The sequence below is a fragment of the Synechococcus sp. BIOS-E4-1 genome, assembly GCF_014279995.1.
Classification (GTDB): Bacteria; Cyanobacteriota; Cyanobacteriia; order PCC-6307; family Cyanobiaceae; genus Synechococcus_C.
Window position 1 is genome coordinate 2927358 of the sequence record NZ_CP047935.1, and the last position, 20938, is coordinate 2948295.

Here is a 20938-nt window from a genome sequence, read left to right on the forward strand (position 1 = left end):
CCTTAAAAACGGGAGGCTAAATACACCAAAACCGATTCAGGATCAGAAGCGGAAGGTTGTCTTGACAAGACCACCAAAGTTATTGAAGGACTCATCATCATTGGAAGCCAAACCATTGGTGTTGGCGCCCAGAGGACGACTCAAGTAGAAAATGGCAGGAGTGACAGAGATGTTGTCAGTCACTTGGAACATGTACCACCATTCCCAGGCATAGTTGCCATCAGCAACAAAGTCGCTTCCATCATTGATGCTGGAATCGTTATCCCAACTGGTGACAAAAGTCGGCTGGCCAACAGCCATACCAGCAGCGTTGCCTTTCAGGAAGACATCAGACCACTGAAGACCCACATACCAAGACTGGGATGTTGCACCATCAATGGAGCCAGAGCCAATCAAATCAGTGTCGTCAGAATCTGACAGCAGATTGGCACCTGTGATGTCGACTCTGTTGTAACCCCAACCGGTACTGATGCTCGGCATCCAACCTGCATTTTCAGGAGTCCACCAAGCACTCACACCAACAGAGTTGGTGGTGCCCAGGCTGCTGAAAAGGTTCGCCAGCGGAGTGCCGTTACCGGCATAAATACCAGCTCCGTTATCACCCGATGCATAGTTGTATGCAGCGGCGATACCCCAGTTGTCGGGGGCATAGGCAATCTGAATGGTTCCGCTGCTTGAGGAACAATCGGTTCCGATGCCTCCGCATTCGCTTGAATCCCTCAGAACGCTGTCAGGGTTAGTGACCTGAGGGTTGCCGTTTTTGCCGTTACCACTCACGTAGTTGACGCTGACGCTGAAGTCGTTGTCAGACCACCAGAGACCAGCACCTGCACCGAGCTGCAGGTTGTAGGTCTGAGGAGCACCGGCGTAGGTGAAGAAGTCGAGGACGGTGTCAGCTGGATAAGCACTCGGCCAGACAGCCAGCATGTCGTCCTGACGGACCCGACCACCCACTGTGGCGGTGAAGCTTGATCCGATTGGGAACTGGTACCAGATTCTGTTGACGTTGATCTGGTCGGGGCTGCCTTCTTCGTAGGCAGTCTCCATCGTGGTCAGACCCGAATAAGGGCTGTTACCACCGAAGGCGGAATTGGCGAAGTTGCCCGCACGCAGCATGGTGCGCAGCAAATCCTTACCAGTGAAGCTGGTGTCAAGGAAGAGGCGGGTGTCGTAGTTAAAGGTGGTTGCGCCAGAGGCAGCAGCAGCAAGATCCGCAACCTCTGTTCCGCCAATTTTGGCGTCACCGCCGTAGCTGTTGGCGCCGATCACGAAGGTGGTCTGACCTTTCAGCTTGGTCGTGGTGGAGAACTGGGTTGCTTCCAGTTCGCCAACGCGAGCTTCCAGACCGTCAACACGGCCCTTGACGATGGCGAGTTCCTTTTCGAACTCCTTCATCAGACGCTTGAGCTCGTCGGTCACTTCGGTGACGCGGTCGAGACAGGCATTCAGCAGTGCGGCCGCCTCAAAGCGGGTCATGGCACGGTTGCCGCGGTAGGTGCCGTTGGGATAACCGGCGACACAGCCGTAGCGCTCAATCAGGTTGCTGAGAGCCTGATAGGCCCAGTCGGTCGGGTAGACATCAGAGAACTGGGTGATGCTGGTGACCTGCTCGACAGACACCGCGCCCTCGGACACGGAGGCATAGTCGGAGACACCGGCAACATTGACTTCAGTTGCACCGGCAGCCACAGGAGCCAGCAGGCCCAGGGCAGCAGGAGCAACAAGCAGTTGCTTGAACAATTTCATGGAGAAGGGTCCTCACACACAGAACCGGCGAATGTATAAAACGCCACATTGAATGTGGCTGATTGCCTTGGTCAAAGAGCCACATGCTGTGACACCAGAAGCCCTGACATGTATCGGTGAGTACCAAAATCAGCAATTTGTGTAAGAACGGCGACCAAACGTGCAGTCCGTGAATGCATCTCGGCACACGAGCGCGAATGACAGCACCACTTCAAAACGATGCCCCCGACCGGAAACCGATCGGGGGCTCTCGCCGGGTCCACTCTGGCGCGGAACCGAATGATCACTCAAAGGAAGGTGCCGTCAGCCGGCGTTCTCCGCGATCAGCAGACCCTGAATTAAAGAACTGGAACTCATGGACACCTCCTCCTGAAGGATTGTGAATGCCGGCGACGCGTTCGAAATCAGGAGGGGCTCCGGGGAGCAAAACCTGAATTCACGACACTGCATCCTGTACCTCAGGACCATACTCAGATTCGTCGGCCCTGTGGAGTACCCGTTGGCTCCAACCCCATGTCATCCAAGCTTCCCTGGCGGATCCTGTTCACTCTCTGGATTGTCGCAGCTGTTCTGTCCCTAGTCGGCCTGGGCGATGTGCCACTGAGGGACTTTGATGAAGCCACCGTGGCGAGAGTGGCCTTCGAACTTCACCAGGGTCAAGGCGAAGCGGCATGGCTGCCAACACTCTGGGGGAATCCCTATCTCAATAAAGCTCCAGGCCTGCATCTGATCATCGCAACGATGATTGGCATCAACCCATCTTCAGGACTTCCTGATGAATGGACGATCCGAATTGCACCGGCTCTTCTCTCCACACTGGTTGTACCGCTGGGCGGACTGCTGCAGTGGAGGCTTCGGCCTGGAGACCGATCGAGCACTCTTGCCATGAGCGCCATTCTGATGACGCTTCTGCCGGTCGCTCGCCATGGGCGAATGGCCATGCTCGACGGCACTCAACTCACAGTCATGGCGGCGCTTTGGCTGGGACTGATGCATCTGACCTCAACGCATCAGCCACGGCGAGCAGGACTGCTGACCGGCTTAGCAGCAAGCGCGATGCTGCTGCTGAAAGCTCCTCTGCTGGTGCCCGCCGCCGCTGCCGGAGCGGTGGCCATTGCCTGGGGAAAGGAATGGCGGCACTGGCAACTGCCTGAGACAGGCTTGGGGATTGCAGCAGGATTGCTGCCAGGCCTTGCATGGCATGGATGGCATGCCCTGGTGCGAGGTCAATCCGCACTCTGGCTCTGGGGGGGTGATGGCGCAGGACGCGTTCTTCTGGATGCAGGCGAGGGCAGTGACCTCGGCTGGCGAGTGCCGTTGATCGAAATGCTCGAAGGAGGTTGGCCTTGGCTCGCCCTCTTCCCGATTGCGGTGCTGTGGGCCTGGCAGCTCAAAACCACACGCTGGGGACGATGGAGCCTGAGCCTTCTGGTTGTCATGAGTGCATCGATCCTGCCTCTGCGCACTCAGCTGCCCTGGTACAGCCACCCTCTCTGGCTGCCGGTGGCCCTGCTCTGCGCACCGCTACTGGCCTGGATCGTGAACCAGAGGGCCTCCCCTGACCCACCACTACTGCTGCGAGGACTTCTGACCAGAGTTCCACGGCTCTGGACTCTGATGGGCCTTCTGCTGTTGATCCTCTTGGGAGCCAGCATGACGCCGCTCGCATCTGCGCTCAGCGACTATCGAGGGCCTGCCGCAGCTCTAGGGCTGGGCTGGAGCGTGGGCGGGTCCTTGCTGATGACCAGCAGCATCGGTCAAAGACGACTGGGCGCCTTCAGCCTTGTTTGCGGAAATCTGGGGGCTCTGGCACTGATCTTCAGCTCACCGCTCTGGCACTGGGAACTCAATGAAACATGGCCTGTTCAACCGGTTGCCGATCTGACAACTCGTGGGCATGGACAACCAATCACCATCGTGGGGCATGACGAAAGGCCCAGCCTGAATTGGTACGCAAAGCAGAGAATTCCCCGAAACCGTTCAGACAAGAGACTGCGCTTGAGCGACAAGCAGCAACATCATTGTGAAATCTTGGCCAGACACCAAAAGTGGACTTTGACTGATTGCGATAACATGCTTCCAGAAGATTAAAGACGTGCCCTTCACAACCGGATCAGAAAATATCGAAGTCCAAGGCTTATCGATCATTCTGCCGACATTCAACGAAGCCGGATCGATCGAGACAATGGTTTCCTCACTTCTTGAACTCACCAATCAATACCAAGTCGAAATTTTAGTTATTGACGATGATTCCCAGGATGGAACTGCAAACATTGTACGGAAACTGGCGAGACAGAATTCCCGGATCAAGTTAATCCAGCGCGTGGGGCGTTCTGGCCTGGCAAGCGCGATCAAGGAAGGGCTGATCGCCGCTATTTATCCCTTTGCAATTGCCATGGACAGTGACGGACAACATGAACCCTCCTCCGTCTTATCAGCCATTCAGCATCTTCATGACGGCGCTGAACTCGTGATTGGAAGTCGCTTTCTTGTTAACTCTGAAATCCACGGGCTGAGTGAACGCCGCACCGAGGGTTCCAATCTGGCCAATCGCCTGGCGAGATGGAGTCTGCCCAACAGCTATTGCCAGCTCACCGATTACATGAGTGGCTTCATTGCCATGGACCTCAATCGCTGCATTCAGCTGGTCAGAAAAGTGGATGTCAACGGCTTCAAATTCCTGTACGAACTACTTGCGATTAGCAAAGGGAAGTTAAGAATCACTGAAATCCCACTGAATTTTCAACCACGACTGCATGGAACTTCAAAGCTTGACTACGCCGTACTTTGGGATTTTGTTGTATCACTGATTCACACTGCCCTGTTCAGACTCCTTCCGCGGCGAGCAATCAGTTTTGGCCTCGTGGGAGTCTCTGGAGTGGTCGTACAGCTGATCATCACGTCGTTGGTCATGGCTCTTGGATTGAGCTTTCAACAAGCCCTGCCTGTTGCTGTTATTTCAGCCGCAAGCTCAAATTATCTAATCAATAACAGCTTGACATTCAAAGACCAACGCCAGCATGGCCGACGACTGCTCAAAGGTCTTCTTAAATTCTTACTCGTCGCCTCTCTTCCTTCACTCGCCAATATTGGACTGGCAACCGTTTTCTACAACCTGGTTCAGGCCAATGCGGTTATTGCACAACTATCAGGAATCATTGTGGTTTACATCTGGAATTATGCGGCGTCATCCCGATTTGTCTGGAACACTCCCTGAGACGGTCCTTCAATGACAGCTAGTTGCCTTGGCAGCCGAAAGCAAAATCTGCTTGCTGCTGCAACCTGGATTCCAATCAGTCTGGGAGTCATCCTGCGCGGCATTCAGGCCTGGATGCCCATCACCGGTATCCACAGCTGGCGGCAAGCTGATACTGCCGCGATGGCCCGTCATTTCCATCTTTCAAAGACTCCGATCTGGCTACCACAGATCGACTGGGCAGGTGCATCTGCTGGCTATGTGGAATCAGAGTTCCCACTCTTCCCATACCTGACGAGTCAGCTCTATCAATTTTTTGGCCTTCACGAGTGGCTGGGACGCTGTATCTCGATCCTTTGCAGCGGATTAACCATTTGGCTCGTCATTCGGCTAGGTCGACGCTGGTTTAATCCGACAGCTGGCTGGTGGGGCGGAATGGCAATGGCTGTTGCTCCCCTGGGCGTTTATTACGGCCGCAGCTTTCAAGCAGAAGCGCTGATGTTGCTTTGCGCTGCTGCAGCACTCGAATGTCATAGCGTTTGGAACAGTCAGACATCAAATCAGAAATCAAAATGGTGGCTGATTCTGAGTTGGCTGTTTTTTACAACTGCTGCACTGATCAAAGTTATTCCTTTGCTTTGGCTGGGACTTCCATTGCTCCTGGTGCATCTGACCCCCGCTCCACGGGAGCAAGCAATCACTCTCAAAGCGACTGCTCAACAATTGCTCAGGCTGTTGCGATCTCCGGGTTTCTGGATCTACAGCGGAACATCGATTGCGATTCTTTCAGCCTGGTATTCGCATGCCTACCACCTTGGTGAAGCCAGCGGGTTGAGCTTCGGCTTCTGGGGGGGAGACAGCGATCGCAGCAACATCGGCCTGATTCTGAATCTCTCCAGCTGGCTGAATCTGTCGATACGAACTGTTATCAGGGTGTTGTGTGTGATCGGCATCCCATTCCTGATTCTTGGGGGGATTCGCAGCTGGTCGACAGGCGGAGGGCGCATTGCGATCGGAGGATTGATCGGGCTGCTGCTCTGCACCATCGCCACCATGCGGTCCAGCACCGTTCATGACTACTACCAGTTCCCGCTGCTGTTGTTCACATCACCGCTGATTGGAGTGGGCTGGGACTCTTGGCAGAAGCAGCAAAACGGACGACTGATCTGGGCGCTTCTGGGGCTTTGGATGACCATCAGCATGATTGTGCTTTCACTTGATTACTGGGCTGTCGAGGTTCGCCAGAGCAGAATCTGGATGCCACTGGCGACGACCATCCGCAATGAGCTCCCGGCCGATGCCCGACTGATCACGGTGACCGGCCCAGACCCAACTCTCCTCAATCTCTCTCGTCGCCAGGGTTGGCTCATCTCCAGCGAGAAAATCACCCCATCGCGGATGACGGAACTGAAGCAAGCAGGGGCTAGTCATCTAGCAGGAAGCTTTCTCTGGGAGGAGACCTATCAGGCCATGCCAGAAGATCATCAAAAAACACTTCGTCGTATCGCATCATCCAGCGATAACGGCTGGATCGACGAAAGACAGCAGACGTTTCTTATCCCGCTCAAGAATCTACCGACCGAGTTTTAATTCATCACCGCAGACATCATCATTCAATCCACGGACAAGCTCCGACAGAGCCGGCGTTGTTGAGTGCTGATCCAACAAGACCGCGCTGTCGCTGCAACACAACTGTTCCTTTACGGCAGTGCACCAACTGATAATCGCCGGATTCAGTGAGCTTGTTCAACGCACGCCGAATCGAACGCTGCTGGTTGTGCTCAAGATCGAACACCGGCGCGAGCGGTGAATAAAACCCTGGGAATGCCACAACCCAATCAACATCCTGCGGATCTCCATCTCGATCGCGGTATCGAACACTTTTCGGGAAGCGGATGACCACATCCCGTTGAGCCAAAAGCGGCAGAAGGGGGGTATCCGCTGAAACGGAAGCCTGCTCAGGGACCATGGCCACGGCCTCAAGCGCAGCGGCCCTTCGATCGAGCATCTCGGCTGGAGGCACATGCACCCAGGGAGAAAAACTGTCGGGAACCAGTGCTGAAAGGCTGCGATGGGGATTGCCAACCAGTGTGAGCAGCAGCCCGAGGCTGAGGGCTCCTGTCCAGCATCGACGAATCCAGCGTCTGGACCAGATGACAGGGTGCGCCTGCCACCAGAGGACCGCTCCCAGGTACAGGCCGGGAACCAGTGCCAAGACATAACGCAGCGTGACTGACAGTGCTGAACGTCCCTGAGAGACCAGAGCGATGAACAGAGGAGCGGCCACCAGCAGCAACGAATCAACGGAAAGCAGCGGGATGAACAGCAACGGCAGACTCAGCGCAAGCAGGAAGCCGAGCGTGCTGCCTGGCGGAGACACAATCGCCTGCAGCAGTGCCAGAGGCTGGCGGAGCATGCCGAGCATCAGCGCAAACGTTCCACCTGAAACGTCCTCGACCAGATGTCCGAACTTCTCCTGAAGGAAGCGATCAGAAAGAGAGGAATCCACCGCCGGCTGAATCCAGCCCGTGACCAGCAGGACCCAGACAAATGACATCAACATCAAGCCGGCAGACATCCAGCGCATACCCGGCCGCCTCACAAGACCCCAGAGCCCAAGCGAAAACAACAGCAGACCGCTGTCTTCACGCACCAGCAACAGCAGCAGCGCGGTGATGATCAGCTGACCACGACGGTCTTCTAGCAGAGCCTCCACAACAAGAAATCCAAGCAGTGGCAACCAGATGAGATCGTGAAAATTCTCAAGTGCAGGCCCGATGACCGCTCCGCTCAGGTAATAGGCGGCGGTAATCCTGAGGGCAAGAGAGTGCGGCAGACGCCTGGAAGCGATCCTCCACAACACAAGACCTGCCGCCGTCAGCAAGGACACCTGCGCTAGCGGTAATGCCCAGCTGCCGATGAGTGCCAGCAGCGGAGCAACGATCAGCGTGAGTGCATTGGCATGCTGACCAAGGTGCAGATAACCGATGCGGGGCAGCTCCCCACCCACCTTCACAGGACCCGATAAAACAGAGGAAAGGCTGCTTTCAAAAGGCCTCCCCTGAGCCGTCGACCAGAGCTCCTGCAAAAACAAAGCCTGGTCGTAGGTGGCGCTCAGACTTTCCAGCCGCCAGATCTGAATGGCCAGACACAGCAGAAAGAAACCTGCCGCCAAGAGAATGACAGGCCGAGGAAATGACCAGGGGGCTGAAACACCTGTTAGGGAGGGGTCGCTCATGCAGCCCTGACTTGATGTTCGAGCAGGCTACGGATTGCTTGAATCACAGTTCACCGGGTTGCTGCTCGAAGGCTCCCAGCAAGACATGCGTCCTGAGAAGCATTAATAAGCTCGATCCATAGAGAACAAGCTCACCCCATTCCTGGTCGCGGTTGTGGACGACATCAGACCATGACTCCGTGGCCACGCAATAGGCAAGGCCGACCACCAGCAGAAAGAGTGGCCAGGCGTAAGGAGCAGGCATCAATGCCTGCACAAGTGTTTTTCGCTGCGCTGACGATCGACGCAGGGCTCTCCTGCAGATCCAAGGAAGCAGCAGTACAGCAGCCAGCAGAGCCAGCGTTGCCAGGAACGTGAAGAGATCAAGACGATCCTGAAACCAGCCGATGTTGTGAATGGTGGTCTCCTGCTGGGCATTGATGGATCGAAGTGATTCCGGCGTCTGCCAGCCAAAAATCACCTGCCCCCAGGCCAGCTCTTCCAACAGCAACAGACCAAGAAGCAGTGCAAATCCTCTGGCCAGCAGGCATGGAGCTGGGTGCGCCAACTGTCGCCTGAGATCTGCGCCGATCAGCCAGGCCACACGACAGGCTGCGGCCAGAACGAGCACCTGGCTCCACTCGACCAGGCCACCTTCGCCGAAGACAAGCCTTTTGTAGGCATCCATGTCTGCTGCGCTGATCTTCAAAACGGCAATCAACAGAATCGCTGCTGCGACCAGCAACCAAACGGCCAGTCGACGTGCACGATGGGCAGGCTCGTCTGCATCGGCCAGCATTCGCGTCATCCATGGGGAGATGCGCCCCCATGCCATCACGACCGCCAGCGCCAAAGCGAGCAGGAACCAACCTGAATCAGCACTGGCTCCAGAGCCGAACCCAGCGAGCAGAAGCTGGATGAAACCGATCATGAGTGCCAGAACGGCCGCAGATCCCAGACCGACAATCAACCAATGCGTTAAACGCACTCCCCTGGAATAGCGCATTGAAAATGGCATGTCCCAGACGTTAGGAGCATGGGTTCTTCGATCAGACCACAAAAAAAGGGCCCCTTTCGGGGCCCTGGCATGGATGGTTTGAAACAATCAGAGCGCATTACCGCGAGGTAGAACCTCTTCAGGGAAGACGAAGTTTTCGTGTGGCTGGTCAGCCGGTGCCATCCAGGCACGCAGACCTTCATTCAGAAGGATGTTCTTGGTGTAGAAGGTCTCGAATTCGGGATCTTCTGCAGCGCGGATTTCCTGTGACACGAAGTCATAGGCGCGCAGGTTGAGGGCCAGGCCGATGATGCCGATGGAGCTGGTCCAAAGGCCCATCACAGGCACGAACAACATGAAGAAGTGCAGCCAGCGCTTGTTGGAGAAGGCGATACCGAAGATCTGACTCCAGAAGCGGTTGGCGGTGACCATGGAATAGGTCTCTTCTTCCTGGGTTGGTTCGAACGCCTTGAAGGTGTTGGCCTGTTCACCATCCTCAAACAAGGTGTTTTCCACGGTGGCGCCGTGGATGGCGCAGAGCAGTGCACCGCCGAGGATGCCGGCGACGCCCATCATGTGGAAGGGATTGAGAGTCCAGTTATGGAAGCCCTGCAGGAAGAGCAGGAAACGGAAGATCGCTGCCACACCAAAGGAGGGCGCGAAGAACCAGCTGCTCTGGCCGAGGGGGTACATCAGGAAGACACTGACGAACACCGCGATCGGACCGGAGAAGGCGATGGCGTTGTAAGGACGGATGCCGACCAGACGGGCGATCTCAAACTGACGCAGCATGAAGCCGATCAGGGAGAAGGCACCGTGCAGGGCCACGAAGGCCCAGAGGCCGCCGAGCTGACACCAGCGAACAAAGTCGCCCTGGGCTTCAGGGCCCCAGAGCAGCAGCAGGCTGTGACCCATCGCATCAGCGGGGGTGGACACAGCAGCTGTGAGGAAGTTGCAACCTTCCAGGTACGAGGAGGCGATGCCGTGGGTGTACCAGGAGGTGACAAAGGTGGTGCCTGTGAGCCAGCCACCGATGGCCAGATAGGCCGTTGGGAAGAGAAGAATGCCGGACCAGCCGACAAAAACGAAGCGGTCGCGCTTGAGCCAGTCATCGAGGACGTCAAACCATCCCCGCTGTGGCGCGCGTCCTACAGCGATCGTCATGAGAGAGCTTCATGAAGCTTTACGTGCCGAGCCTAGTTGGAGTCAGCGACTCTGTGGGCAATGATTCAGAAATTGCTTTCGACATGAGTAGAAATGCCCATCACTACACACCCGCCCTTCATTCGCGAAGATGACCTGAATGAAGAGATCCGACCGTGTACGTGATTGAGCTGGCTCTGCGCATGAGCCCCATGCCCGTTTCCGTGCAGCGCAAGGAGCTTGACGCTGCCGAAGGGCTTTATCAACAGGTGCGGTCGGCCCTTGAGCAGGGGCAACCAAAGTTGCTCGAACTGACTTGCGAAAAGGTTGAAGGCAAACGTCTCAGTGTGCTCACCAATGATCTGATGGCAGTGCAGATCTACGAAAAAACAGCGGCTGCGGGTGGAAGCAAGCGTCCGGGCTTCTCTCTGGACGGCTGAACCTGCATGAGCCCGGATCAACAGGCCGCGCAGGCAGGACTGAGGTTCGAAAGAGTCAGTTTCAGCTGGCCCTGCGGCACAAAAGCTCTTGATCGCTGCAGCTTCCAGATTCCCGGACCGGGACTCTGGATGCTTGTGGGCAGCAATGGCAGCGGAAAAAGCACCCTGTTCAGAATCATCAGCGGACTGATCAGCCCTCAGTCAGGCCTTGTTAGCCATGAGCTGAGGCCAGCCCTTGTCTTCCAGAATCCAGACCACCAACTTTTGCTGCCCAGCTGCGGCAGCGAGCTTCTGCTCAACCTGCCTTCCGGCTTGAGCCGTCATGAACAGCGTCACAGAATCCATCGACTGATGGAGCAGGTCGGACTGGCAGAGATGGCAGGACGACCGATTCACACCCTGAGTGGCGGCCAGAAGCAACGTCTGGCCATCGCCGGTGCGCTGGCCAGCGAAGCAACGCTTCTGCTCCTCGATGAACCCACAGCATTGCTGGATCCCACCAGTCAGGCAGCCATCCTGAGCACGGTCCAACAGCTCTGCCACCGGTCCAGGTCTCCCTTCACAGCTCTCTGGATCACCCACCGACTTGGAGAATTGGATCATGCCGATGGAGCCGCCAGAATGGAGCGGGGACGAGTCGGCGCCTGGCAGAAAGGGCCATCGCTGCGAAATCAACTTGAACCCCTTGCGGGACGGCATGGCTGAGGGGTAGGTTCTCCACGTCACATTCCTCGGTAGCTCAGCGGTAGAGCGGTCGACTGTTAATCGATTGGTCGCAGGTTCGAATCCCGCCCGGGGAGTTCTGTTCAACAAAAATCACCACGACTCATTGAGTTGTGGTGATTTTTGTTGAAAACGTCCCACCGACTCTCACCAGGTTGAGGACTGAACGTTCCAGCAGCTGAATCCCCTCCCTGAAAATGCCCTGAAAAACGGAATTTCCTTAACAGTTGCCCCTCGAAACCGAAGACTTTCTTTAGAGGCCACGACGTTAAGTCGTGTCGAATTAGCCCAAAAAACTAGTTATAGCAGCACTTCTCAACCAAGTAATCCTGTTCACTCCCCATCAGGACATCTCTGCAAGCCAGAAAGAACCTTGAGAGAATCTGTCAAGCAATGACGCGGCATACCCTCGTCCAACTTTTCCTCCGCTGCTCTGTCGATGAAGCCCTGCATCCTGCTAATCGAAGACGACCGGGACATGCGTGAACTGGTGAGTGGTCACCTTGAGCACAGTGGCTTCGATGTTCAAAGTGCTGACGATGGGATCAAAGGCCAGGCACTGGCTCTGCAATACAGCCCGGATCTGATTCTTTTGGATCTGATGCTGCCCAAAGTCGATGGACTCACCCTCTGCCAGCGTCTTCGACGCGATGAGCGTACGGCGGCAATCCCAATCCTGATGCTCACTGCACTTGGTGGAACCAAAGACAAGGTGAGTGGGTTCAATTCCGGAGCGGACGACTACCTGACCAAGCCCTTCGACCTGGAGGAACTTCAGGTGAGGGTCAAGGCGTTGTTACGCCGCAGCGATCGAGCACCGGTTGGGACAACTAGCAACCATCACGAAATCCTCAGCTACGGACCGCTGACCCTTGTCCCTGAGCGATTTGAAGCCATCTGGTTTGATCGACCTGTGCGCCTCACTCACCTTGAATTTGAATTGCTGCACTGTCTGTTGCAGCGTCATGGTCAGACCGTTGCACCGTCTCTCATCCTCAAGGAGGTTTGGGGATATGAGCCAGACGACGACATCGAAACCATCCGAGTGCATGTAAGGCACTTGCGCACAAAACTTGAGCCAGATCCCCGTAAACCGCGCTTCATCAAAACTGTTTATGGAGCCGGTTATTGCCTGGAGCTTCCAACCGGAGCCCAGCTCGAAGGTCTTCAAGACGTTCTCGCTCAGGCACGCCAGGAGCGTGAACAGAAAGATCAGGAAAGTCGGGCCAGCGCTTGATCCGAGGTTGGTCAAGTTTCAATCAGGTTGAGTAGTGCCACCTCCCAGGCCAGCCTGGGTTGAACAAACGACAGCAGATGCTGGCGAAGACGATTCAGCCTTTTCAGACGCTCAGGCTGATTGGATGAATTCCAAAGTCTGTGCTGCCACCAGTTGATCATCCAGAGCTGCTGATCTCCTTCGAGCTGCTCTGTCACATCTCTCGCCAAAGCGAGAGCTTGCAATGGTGTGGTGGGAAGGCTTTGAAACCTTTGCCTCAGCTCCTCTGGGATGGTGTTCCAAACCCGCACATGCTCCAGCAGGGCCCCAGGCGATCCACCGGCCAGGGCCAGGAGCTCTGGATGACTGGCCGCCAGAGCAAGCGCTTGCTCACCTGTCCCGTCCGGCAATTGCACAAGCACTGAGCGCATGCAAACCTCGCTGAGGCGTGTGAAACGGATCTGCTGACATCGCGATCGAATCGTGGTCAGGAGTCTTTCCGGTGCAGCGGACAACAGAATCAACAGTCCGTGTCCTGGCTCTTCAAGAGTCTTGAGCAGTGCGTTGGCCGCTCCCTCCGCCATGGCCTCAGGTTGTTCGAGAATCACCAAACCCCTCGGCGACTGCAAAGGCTGACGGGCCAGAAATCTGCTCAGCTCACGGATCTGCTCCAAGCGCACCTGCGGTGGTGTCCGCTTGCTCACGCCCATGGACTCGGCTTCCGATCGTGGGATCAGACGGCCCTGATGGTTGTAGGTGGGCTCGACCCAGAGCAAGTCGGGATGGTTGCGTGCTTCAAGCCGCCGGCGTTCGCGTGGAATCGAGTCACCTCCACCCAGCAGACCTTCCAAGAAACGGAGCGCCGCAAGACGTCGGCCCACTCCATCTGGGCCACTGAACAAATAAGCGGGAGCCAGTCGACGGTTTTGCAGAGCCGCAATGAGCAACCGTTGCGCCAGCGGCTGACCCTGCAATTCGCCGAACAACATCTCAGTCACAGCGATGCCTTAGCCAACCAATCCCTCAGCCGTCTGCGAATGAGCTGTTGCACCTGATCAGCGCTCTGGTCCGCCGCCACAGCTGTCCAGCCGCGCTCAGCGGACAGGCGCTGGAAACCCTCAGACACCCGCGCCAGAAAGGCCTCACCTTCGGCTTCGATCCGGTCATCGCTGCGTGCACCGCGCCGTTTGAGGCTCTCCTGCAGGGGTAGATCAAGCCAGAACGTGAGATCCGGCGTCACACCAACCGTGGCGATCCGCTCCAGATCGAGGATGGTCTGCAGATCGAGTCCCCGGCCATCCCCCTGATAGGCGATGGTGGAACCGCTGAAACGATCGCTCAGGACCCAGTCTCCTCGCTGCAGAGCTGGGCGGATCATGCGTTCAACGTGCTGAGCGCGATCTGCGGCATAAAGCAGCAATTCAGCGGTGGGAGCAGGAGCCGACTCTTGCGGTGGATTGAGCAGGAGCTCGCGCAACGCACGACCAAGGGGTGTGCCGCCGGGTTCACGCGTGAGATGCAGCGTGGCTCCGGAAGGCATCAAGCCACTGGCTGGAAGCCAATCGGCCAGATGGCGAAGCTGCGTGGTTTTGCCACAGCCATCGATGCCCTCAAGCGCCAGAAAACGCCCGACCATGATCAGCGGAGACTCAGGCTGAGGGCATTCAAAACCACCGACACGGAGCTGAGGGCCATGAGCAGTGCCGCAAGCGGCGGAGACAGCAGCAGATTGAAGCCTGGCAACAGAGCACCTGCAGCGACTGGCAAAGCGATCATGTTGTAGCCGAATGCCCAGAACAGGTTCTGCCGAATCTTGGCCATCGTGCGTCTCGCCAGAGTCAGGGCTTCCGGCAAAGCCTCGAGCCGATCGCCAAGCAACACCAGATCTGCGGTGTCCTGAGCAATCTGTGTACCCGTGCCCACGGCGATACCCAGATCCGCCGCGGCCAGGGCAGGGGCATCGTTAATACCGTCGCCAACCATTCCCACAGTCTCGTTTGCGCGCCAGTGTTCGAGGCGCTCGAGCTTCTGATTCGGGAGGAGTTGCCAGGCCAGTTCGTCATCAGCGAAGCCGAGCATCTGCGCAATCTTTTCAACGGCCTGACGACGATCACCACTGAGCATTCCCAGTGTCAGCCCCTGATCCCTCAAACGCTGAAGTGCAACAGGGGCATCGGGCCTGAGGCGGTCATCAATGGCCACCACACCCAGCGGTTCGGCATCAAGACCAACTGCCACGAGCGTCTGTCCTCGTTGCAGAGCTTCCTCAACAGCCTGCTGTTGCGTTGCAGACCACACCACACCTTCCTGCTGAAGCCATTCAGGAGAGCCCACCCGCAATTGTCCCTTCAGGGACTCGAGTGTGCCCTTCATACCGGATCCTGGCAGGGTCCGACTGGCCGTCACCGGCAAGAGCGTGAGATTGAGCCGCTGGGCCTCTTGCAACAGCGCATGGGCCAGAGGATGCCGGCTCGTTTGTTCCAGACTTGCTGCCAGTTGGATCGTGCGGGATGCATCCTCACTCGCCATCACCGCAGCCACGAGCGGACGACCCAGGGTGAGCGTTCCGGTCTTGTCAAAGACCATCCGCTGGACGGAGGCGGACTGCTCGATCACATCTCCACCTCTGAACAGCCAGCCCTGGCGTGCGGCAAGTCCTGAGGAGACCGTGATCACTGTGGGCGTTGCCAGGCCGAGCGCACAGGGACAAGCCACCACAAGCACAGCAATGGCCAGTTGAAGTCCGAGGCCGAACGGTGTCTGAGCTCCGGCTCCAAGGGAGCCATGGAGCGCAGCATCATGGCCATGATCCATGAGCACCACAGGAACCTCCAGGACCTGAGGCCAGAGACGGCTGCCCAGCTGCCACCAGAACAGGAAGGTGACCAGCGCCAGGCTGACGACGCCGTAGCAAAAACGGCCAGCCACCCTGTCAGCCAGTCCCTGGATGGGAGCTCGTCTGGCCTGAGCCTCCTCAACAAGGGCAATGATGCGGGCCAGGGCCGTGTCGCTGCCGACACGCTGAACCTCCATCTCCAGATTGGCCTCCAGGTTGAGACAACCAGAACTGAGCTCCGTGCCGGGTTCGGCCTCGAGCGGCAGCGGTTCACCGGTGAGACTTGACAGATCAACAGCAGAACAGCCGTTCCGCACCACACCATCCACAGGGATCCTGTCTCCAGCAAGCAGCTGGATGCATTCGCCTGGACGGAGCACAGAGACGGGCACCTCGCGAACCGTGTCATCAGCCATCAACAGACGCGCTGTATCGGGCTGCAGGGCAGCAAGCTCCTGCAGAGCCCTGCCCGTACGACGGCGTGCACGTTCCTCCAGGAATCGCCCCAGCAGAACGAAACCGAGAAGCATCACAGGTTCGTTGAAAAAACAGGGCCAGCCCACCGAGGGCCAGATCAGTGCCACAAGACTGGCCAGGTAGGCGCTGCCGACACCGAGGCTGACCAGCGTGTCCATGCTGGGAACACCACTGCGCAGCGCAGACCAGCCACTGACCAGGATCGGGCGACCGGGCCCGAGCAGTGCCACCGTGGCCAGGGCAGCATGGAAGCTGAGCGTGCCGATCAGCGGCAGAGAGAGCGTCCCAGCTTCAGCAAGGTGACCAAGCACCGACAGCAGCAGCAGCACAAGAGCGACCATCAGTTGTCGCCACTGCTGCCACCATCCCCTGGTTCGCTCGGGCTCCGTTTCCTTGGAGAAGAGTCCGCTCTGTCGGGGCTGTGCTGGAAAACCTCGGCCACGCAAGGCCGCTAGCACGTCATCAAGCAACGGCTGAGAGGACGATGTCGCCTCGCCATCAAGTCGCAGCCAGGCACTGCGGGTCACAAGGTTGACACTGGCCTCTTTCACACCTGGCTGAGCGAGCAGCGTGCGCTCCACTGCACGAACGCACGCCCCACACTTCATCCCCTCCACATCCAGAAGCACAGCATGGGACTGTGCGGTCGGGTCCAATGGATGGGAAGACGCTGCTGACACTTCAACGGTTCACACCACTCCACGCTAGGCAGCACCTGTTGGGTTCAGGATGGTTTAATCCGTCCGGCTTTCCGTGCCACGCAGCAACCGCAACGACAACTTCATCGACAAGAGCTTCACGGTCATGGCCGACCTGATTGTGAAGCTGCTGCCGATCAATGCCCGGGCCAAGGAGGCCTACGTGTATTACCGCGACGGACTGTCTGCTCAGAACGACGGTGATTACGCCGAAGCTCTCGAAAACTATGAAGAGAGCCTGAAGCTTGAGGAGAACCCGATCGATCGCGGAGAAACCCTCAAGAACATGGCGATCATCTACATGAGCAATGGCGAAGAAGACAGGGCAATCGAGACCTATCAACAGGCTCTGGATGAAAACCCCAAACAGCCCTCCTGTCTCAAAAACATGGGGCTGATCTACGAGAAGCGCGGCCGGATTGCCGAGGAAGAGGGTCGGCGTGATGAAGCAGACGTGTGGCTAGACAAAGCCGCTGAAGCCTGGACTCAGGCGGTGCGACTGAATCCAGGGGGGTATCTGGACATCGAGAACTGGCTCAAATCCAGCGGCCGCAGCAACGTGGACGTCTACTTCTGAGGCATCACAGCGACTCAGGTCTCGCCATCCTCGGGGTTCACACCTAGCCCCAGCACGAGGGCTTCGGTGATGGATCCCGCCTCCAGCAGTTCCAGATCGAGGCCAGACGCGATCGGACCCAGTCCGCTTCCCCGCGGCACGACCGCACGTCTGAATCCAAGACGCACAGCCTCCTGCAATCGCAACTCCAACTGTCCTACCGGTCGAAGCTGACCGCCCAGACCAAGTTCCCCGAGCAGGACAGTACCGACCGGCAGAGTCAGGTCCCTGAAACTGGCCACCACTGCCGCCGCCACTCCCAGATCTGCCGCGGGCTCCTCCACATCCAGGCCACCAGCCACGGCCAGATAGCAATCGAACCGCGAGAGTGGCAAGCCCATGTGCTTTTCCAGCACAGCCAGGATCTGATGCAGGCGGTTCACGGCGATGCCGGTGGCGGTCCGACGAGGGCTCGCATAGCTGGTGGAGCTCACCAGGGCTTGCAGGTCAACCACCAGTGGCCGGGTGCCTTCACAGGCAACGATCGTTGCCACCCCATTGGCCCGCTCTCCACTGAGGAACAACTCACTGGGATTGCCGACCTCCTCGAGGCCCTGACCACGCATCTCAAAGACCCCCAGCTCGTGGGTGGCCCCGAACCGGTTCTTGACAGCCCGAAGCAGGCGATGGCTGGCGAAGCGGTCGCCCTCGAAGGTGAGCACCGCATCCACAAGGTGTTCAAGCACCTTGGGTCCGGCCAGCGCGCCTTCCTTTGTGACGTGTCCCACAAGCAGCAGCGCGGTGTTCTGACGCTTCGCCAGTCTCTGCAGAGCCGCAGCACATTCCCTCACTTGAGCGACAGAACCAGGTGCACTGGAGAGTTCGGCGTCGTGCAAGGCCTGAATGCTGTCGATGATGGCCACATCTGGCCTCAGAGCCTCGAGTTCCTCCAGCACCAGCTCGAGATCCGTCTCCGCCAGCAGCTGCAGATCACTGCTGTCAGCAGTGAGCCGCTGCCAGCGCAGCTTCACCTGCTGCGCAGATTCCTCGGCGCTCACGTAGAGCACCACACGATCCCGCGCAATGGCCGACGCACTCTGCAGCAGCAGTGTGCTCTTGCCGATACCAGGATCACCCCCAACCAGCACCAGCGATCCAGGGACCAGTCCCCCGCCAAGAACCCGGTTGAGCTCCCCGTAACCACTGCCGATGCGCTGAAGGGGCTGATCGCCGAGGGATGCCATCGACGTGGAACGACGCGCCTTCGGTGCCGCTGAGGGATCGCCCCCGGAGCGACGGCGGCGGCCGTCGTCCTTGGGTGCCGATTGCTCCACCAGAGAATTCCAGCTACCGCAGCTGCTACACCGCCCAAAGAACTGCCGTGTCTGGGCACCACAGCTCTGACAGACGTAAAAATTGGCCGATCGGGGCACGTCGAATGATGAAGAAAGTTGGCGCTACGTGAACGACTGAACCCGCTAATCACCTATTTGTGAGCACTATCTTCGCTCCTTGCCGGCGATATGACGGCCTCAGCACCCTCCACCTCCAAGGAAACCATCCTCGTGGTGGATGACGAGGCCAGCATCCGCAGGATCCTCGAAACCCGCCTCTCGATGATCGGGTACAACGTCGTCACTGCCTGCGACGGGACCGAAGCCCTGGAAAGCTTCCAGGAATGCAACCCGGATCTGGTCGTGCTCGACGTGATGATGCCGAAGCTGGATGGCTACGGGGTCTGTCAGGAACTGCGCAAGGAGTCGGATGTTCCGATTGTGATGCTTACAGCGCTGGGCGATGTCGCTGACCGGATCACCGGTCTGGAGCTCGGAGCGGACGACTATGTGATCAAACCCTTCAGTCCGAAGGAGCTTGAGGCGCGGATCCGCTGCGTTTTGCGCCGCGTGGAAAAAGAGCACGCTGCCGGCATCCCCAACTCCGGAGTGATCCAGGTCTCAGACCTGAAGATCGACACCAACAAGCGGCAGGTGTTCCGCAACGACGAGCGGATCCGTCTCACCGGGATGGAATTCAGTCTGCTTGAACTGCTTGTGAGCCGATCGGGCGAACCGTTCAGCCGCGGTGAGATCCTGAAGGAGGTGTGGGGTTACACCCCTGAACGCCACGTCGACACCCGGGTCGTGGATGTTCATATCTCACGTCTTCGTTCCAAATTGGAAGACGACCCGGCCAACCCCGAGCTGATCCTCACCGCTCGCGGCACCGGTTACCTGTTCCAGCGCATCATCGATTCTGTTGCCTCCGAAGGATCCTGACCTCACCCCGGACGCTGCGCCGAGGATCAAAGCCCGCCGATCCAAGGCTGTTCGACGCCTTGTGATTTGGTATCGGCGCAATGCTGCAGTGACCAGCCTGGTTGACACCGCAACGACTTCAGCCAATGCGGCCGGCAATGTGGCAGGTTCCGTCACCTCAATGGCGGGAACTGTGGTGAACAGTGCCGGAAGCATGGCCGGCTCCGTTCTCCAACCCGTGATGGATCCGCTCCGGCGCCTTCAGGGCGGGGTCCCCGGCGAGGAACTCGAAATCGATGACCGTGACCGCGTCTGGGTGGCCGTCGACGGAATGGGAGGTGACAACGCGCCCGTTCCGATTCTGGAGGGATGCCTCCAGGCCATCGAACGGCTGGCCGTGAAAATCCGCTTCGTCGGCGAAACGGACCGGGTGCTGGAAGCCGCCTCTACAGCAGGACTGGCTGAAGCATTGAATGCGGCGATCGATACAGGACTGCTGGAACTGATCACCAGCGGCCCCTCCGTGGAAATGCATGAGGAGGCCACGGTGGTGCGACGCAAACGCGACGCCAGCATCAACGTGGCCATGGATCTGGTGAAGCGAGGCGAGGCCCAGGCCGTTTACTCAGCAGGCAACTCCGGGGCTGTCATGGCTTCAGCCATCTTCCGACTGGGACGACTGGCCGGCATCGACCGACCCGCCATCGGTGCCCTGTTTCCCACCAAAGATCCCGGCCAGCCAGTGCTGGTTCTCGACGTGGGCGCCAACATGGATTGCAAGCCCTCCTATCTGCACCAATTCGCCCTGCTGGGAGACATCTACTGCAGGGATGTGCTGCAGGTGAGCCAACCCAGGATCGGACTGCTCAACATCGGCGAGGAGGAATGCAAGGGCAACGATCTTTCCGTTCGCACCCATGAGCTGCTCATCGAGGAATCACTTCTGCACTTCGCCGGCAACTGTGAGGGGCGTGATGTGCTGTCGGGTGAGTTCGATGTGGTGGTCTGTGATGGCTTTACCGGCAATGTCCTGCTGAAGTTCCTTGAATCCGTCGGCAGTGTGCTGCTTGGTGTGCTCAGAGCCGAACTGCCACGTGGGCGTCGAGGCAAGGTGGGTTCCGCCTTCCTGCGCAGCAACCTCAAGCGCATCAAGAAGCGGTTGGATCACGCCGAACATGGCGGAGCACTGCTTCTGGGCGTGAATGGCATCTGCGTGATCGGCCACGGCAGCAGCAAAGCCTTGTCAGTGGTCAGTGCCTTGCGGCTGGCCCATTCCGCCGCCAGTCATGGTGTGATGGACCATCTTGCCCAGCTTGGGGCCAAAGCCACCTCCCGGGCTTAAGCAGCCAGCAGGCTTCAACAGAGCGGAACTCGGCAGTCACAACTCGACTCGCAGAACTGAGGGTCTGATCAACCCCCTTGCCTGACAGGCGTTCTG

The 20938-nt window shown here is 58.1% G+C and carries 17 protein-coding genes and 1 tRNA gene; 10 read left to right on the top strand and 8 right to left on the bottom strand.

Annotated elements, in window-relative coordinates:
• Positions 1–42: 42 nt before the first annotated feature.
• Positions 43–1746: an iron uptake porin gene (locus tag SynBIOSE41_RS16070; RefSeq protein ID WP_186538901.1), complete on the bottom strand. Its 1704-nt coding sequence runs from the start codon at positions 1744–1746 to the stop codon at positions 43–45.
• 513 nt (positions 1747–2259) lie between these two features.
• Here SynBIOSE41_RS16070 and SynBIOSE41_RS16075 point away from each other — a divergent pair.
• The 3 genes from SynBIOSE41_RS16075 to SynBIOSE41_RS16085 are packed head-to-tail and all read left to right on the top strand — an operon-like array spanning position 2260 to position 6532.
• Positions 2260–3837 carry a glycosyltransferase family 39 protein gene (locus SynBIOSE41_RS16075; RefSeq protein WP_186538903.1) on the top strand — a complete coding sequence of 526 codons (1578 nt, stop codon included), beginning with the start codon at positions 2260–2262 and terminating at the stop codon, positions 3835–3837.
• Positions 3838–3841: 4 nt separating this feature from the next.
• Positions 3842–4963 carry a glycosyltransferase family 2 protein gene (locus SynBIOSE41_RS16080; RefSeq protein ID WP_255475839.1) on the top strand — a complete coding sequence of 374 codons (1122 nt, stop codon included), beginning with the start codon at positions 3842–3844 and terminating at the stop codon, positions 4961–4963.
• A gap of 12 nt (positions 4964–4975) precedes the next feature.
• On the top strand, positions 4976–6532 hold the full coding sequence (locus SynBIOSE41_RS16085) for a glycosyltransferase family 39 protein (protein WP_255475840.1): 1557 nt from the start codon (positions 4976–4978) through the stop codon (positions 6530–6532).
• Positions 6533–6551: 19 nt separating this feature from the next.
• Here the strand turns inward: SynBIOSE41_RS16085 and SynBIOSE41_RS16090 are convergent, their stop codons facing one another.
• The 3 genes from SynBIOSE41_RS16090 to psbD form a co-directional block, all read right to left on the bottom strand.
• Positions 6552–8180 (bottom strand): DUF2079 domain-containing protein, encoded by a 1629-nt coding sequence (locus tag SynBIOSE41_RS16090; RefSeq protein WP_186538905.1) that lies wholly within the window; start codon positions 8178–8180, stop codon positions 6552–6554.
• A 43-nt stretch (positions 8181–8223) separates the two neighbouring features.
• The gene (locus SynBIOSE41_RS16095; RefSeq protein ID WP_186541436.1) at positions 8224–9177 is read right to left on the bottom strand and encodes a hypothetical protein; all 954 of its coding nucleotides are present in this window, start codon (positions 9175–9177) and stop codon (positions 8224–8226) included.
• An 87-nt stretch (positions 9178–9264) separates the two neighbouring features.
• A complete protein-coding gene (gene psbD, locus SynBIOSE41_RS16100; protein WP_186538906.1) occupies positions 9265–10320 on the bottom strand; it encodes a photosystem II D2 protein (photosystem q(a) protein) in 1056 nt (351 codons plus the stop codon).
• A gap of 155 nt (positions 10321–10475) precedes the next feature.
• On the opposite strand from psbD, the gene SynBIOSE41_RS16105 reads away from it, so the two are divergent.
• The 4 genes from SynBIOSE41_RS16105 (at position 10476) to SynBIOSE41_RS16120 (ending at position 12699) form a co-directional block, all read left to right on the top strand.
• Positions 10476–10739, top strand: a complete 264-nt coding sequence (locus tag SynBIOSE41_RS16105; protein ID WP_186538908.1) for a hypothetical protein — start codon at positions 10476–10478, stop codon at positions 10737–10739.
• A 6-nt stretch (positions 10740–10745) separates the two neighbouring features.
• Complete coding sequence (locus SynBIOSE41_RS16110) at positions 10746–11444, top strand: ABC transporter ATP-binding protein (RefSeq protein WP_186538910.1); 699 nt, start codon at positions 10746–10748, stop codon at positions 11442–11444.
• Positions 11445–11467: 23 nt separating this feature from the next.
• Positions 11468–11539, top strand: a tRNA-Asn gene (locus SynBIOSE41_RS16115).
• A 362-nt stretch (positions 11540–11901) separates the two neighbouring features.
• Complete coding sequence (locus SynBIOSE41_RS16120; protein WP_066908990.1) at positions 11902–12699, top strand: response regulator transcription factor; 798 nt, start codon at positions 11902–11904, stop codon at positions 12697–12699.
• An 11-nt stretch (positions 12700–12710) separates the two neighbouring features.
• Here SynBIOSE41_RS16120 and SynBIOSE41_RS16125 read toward each other — a convergent pair whose 3' ends face one another.
• The 3 genes from SynBIOSE41_RS16125 to SynBIOSE41_RS16135 are packed head-to-tail and all read right to left on the bottom strand — an operon-like array spanning position 12711 to position 16671.
• Positions 12711–13667, bottom strand: a complete 957-nt coding sequence (locus SynBIOSE41_RS16125; RefSeq protein WP_186538912.1) for a DNA polymerase III subunit delta' — start codon at positions 13665–13667, stop codon at positions 12711–12713.
• A 5-nt stretch (positions 13668–13672) separates the two neighbouring features.
• On the bottom strand, positions 13673–14314 hold the full coding sequence (gene tmk, locus SynBIOSE41_RS16130; RefSeq protein WP_186538914.1) for a dTMP kinase: 642 nt from the start codon (positions 14312–14314) through the stop codon (positions 13673–13675).
• Positions 14315–14316: 2 nt separating this feature from the next.
• Positions 14317–16671 carry a cation-translocating P-type ATPase gene (locus SynBIOSE41_RS16135; protein ID WP_255475841.1) on the bottom strand — a complete coding sequence of 785 codons (2355 nt, stop codon included), beginning with the start codon at positions 16669–16671 and terminating at the stop codon, positions 14317–14319.
• Between the two features lie 73 nt (positions 16672–16744).
• On the opposite strand from SynBIOSE41_RS16135, the gene SynBIOSE41_RS16140 reads away from it, so the two are divergent.
• Positions 16745–17266 (top strand): photosystem I assembly protein Ycf3, encoded by a 522-nt coding sequence (locus SynBIOSE41_RS16140; RefSeq protein WP_066908996.1) that lies wholly within the window; start codon positions 16745–16747, stop codon positions 17264–17266.
• A gap of 14 nt (positions 17267–17280) precedes the next feature.
• Here SynBIOSE41_RS16140 and radA read toward each other — a convergent pair whose 3' ends face one another.
• The gene (gene radA, locus SynBIOSE41_RS16145) at positions 17281–18678 is read right to left on the bottom strand and encodes a DNA repair protein RadA (protein ID WP_186538915.1); all 1398 of its coding nucleotides are present in this window, start codon (positions 18676–18678) and stop codon (positions 17281–17283) included.
• Positions 18679–18768: 90 nt separating this feature from the next.
• On the opposite strand from radA, the gene rpaB reads away from it, so the two are divergent.
• Together rpaB and plsX are read left to right on the top strand one after the other, a co-directional pair.
• Positions 18769–19521, top strand: coding sequence for a response regulator transcription factor RpaB (gene rpaB, locus SynBIOSE41_RS16150; protein WP_186538917.1), 753 nt, complete (start codon positions 18769–18771; stop codon positions 19519–19521).
• Entirely contained in the window at positions 19502–20842 is a 1341-nt protein-coding gene (gene plsX / locus SynBIOSE41_RS16155; protein WP_186538918.1) for a phosphate acyltransferase PlsX, read from the top strand. Before rpaB ends, plsX begins: the two co-directional genes overlap by 20 nt.
• The last annotated feature ends 96 nt before the right edge of the window (positions 20843–20938 follow it).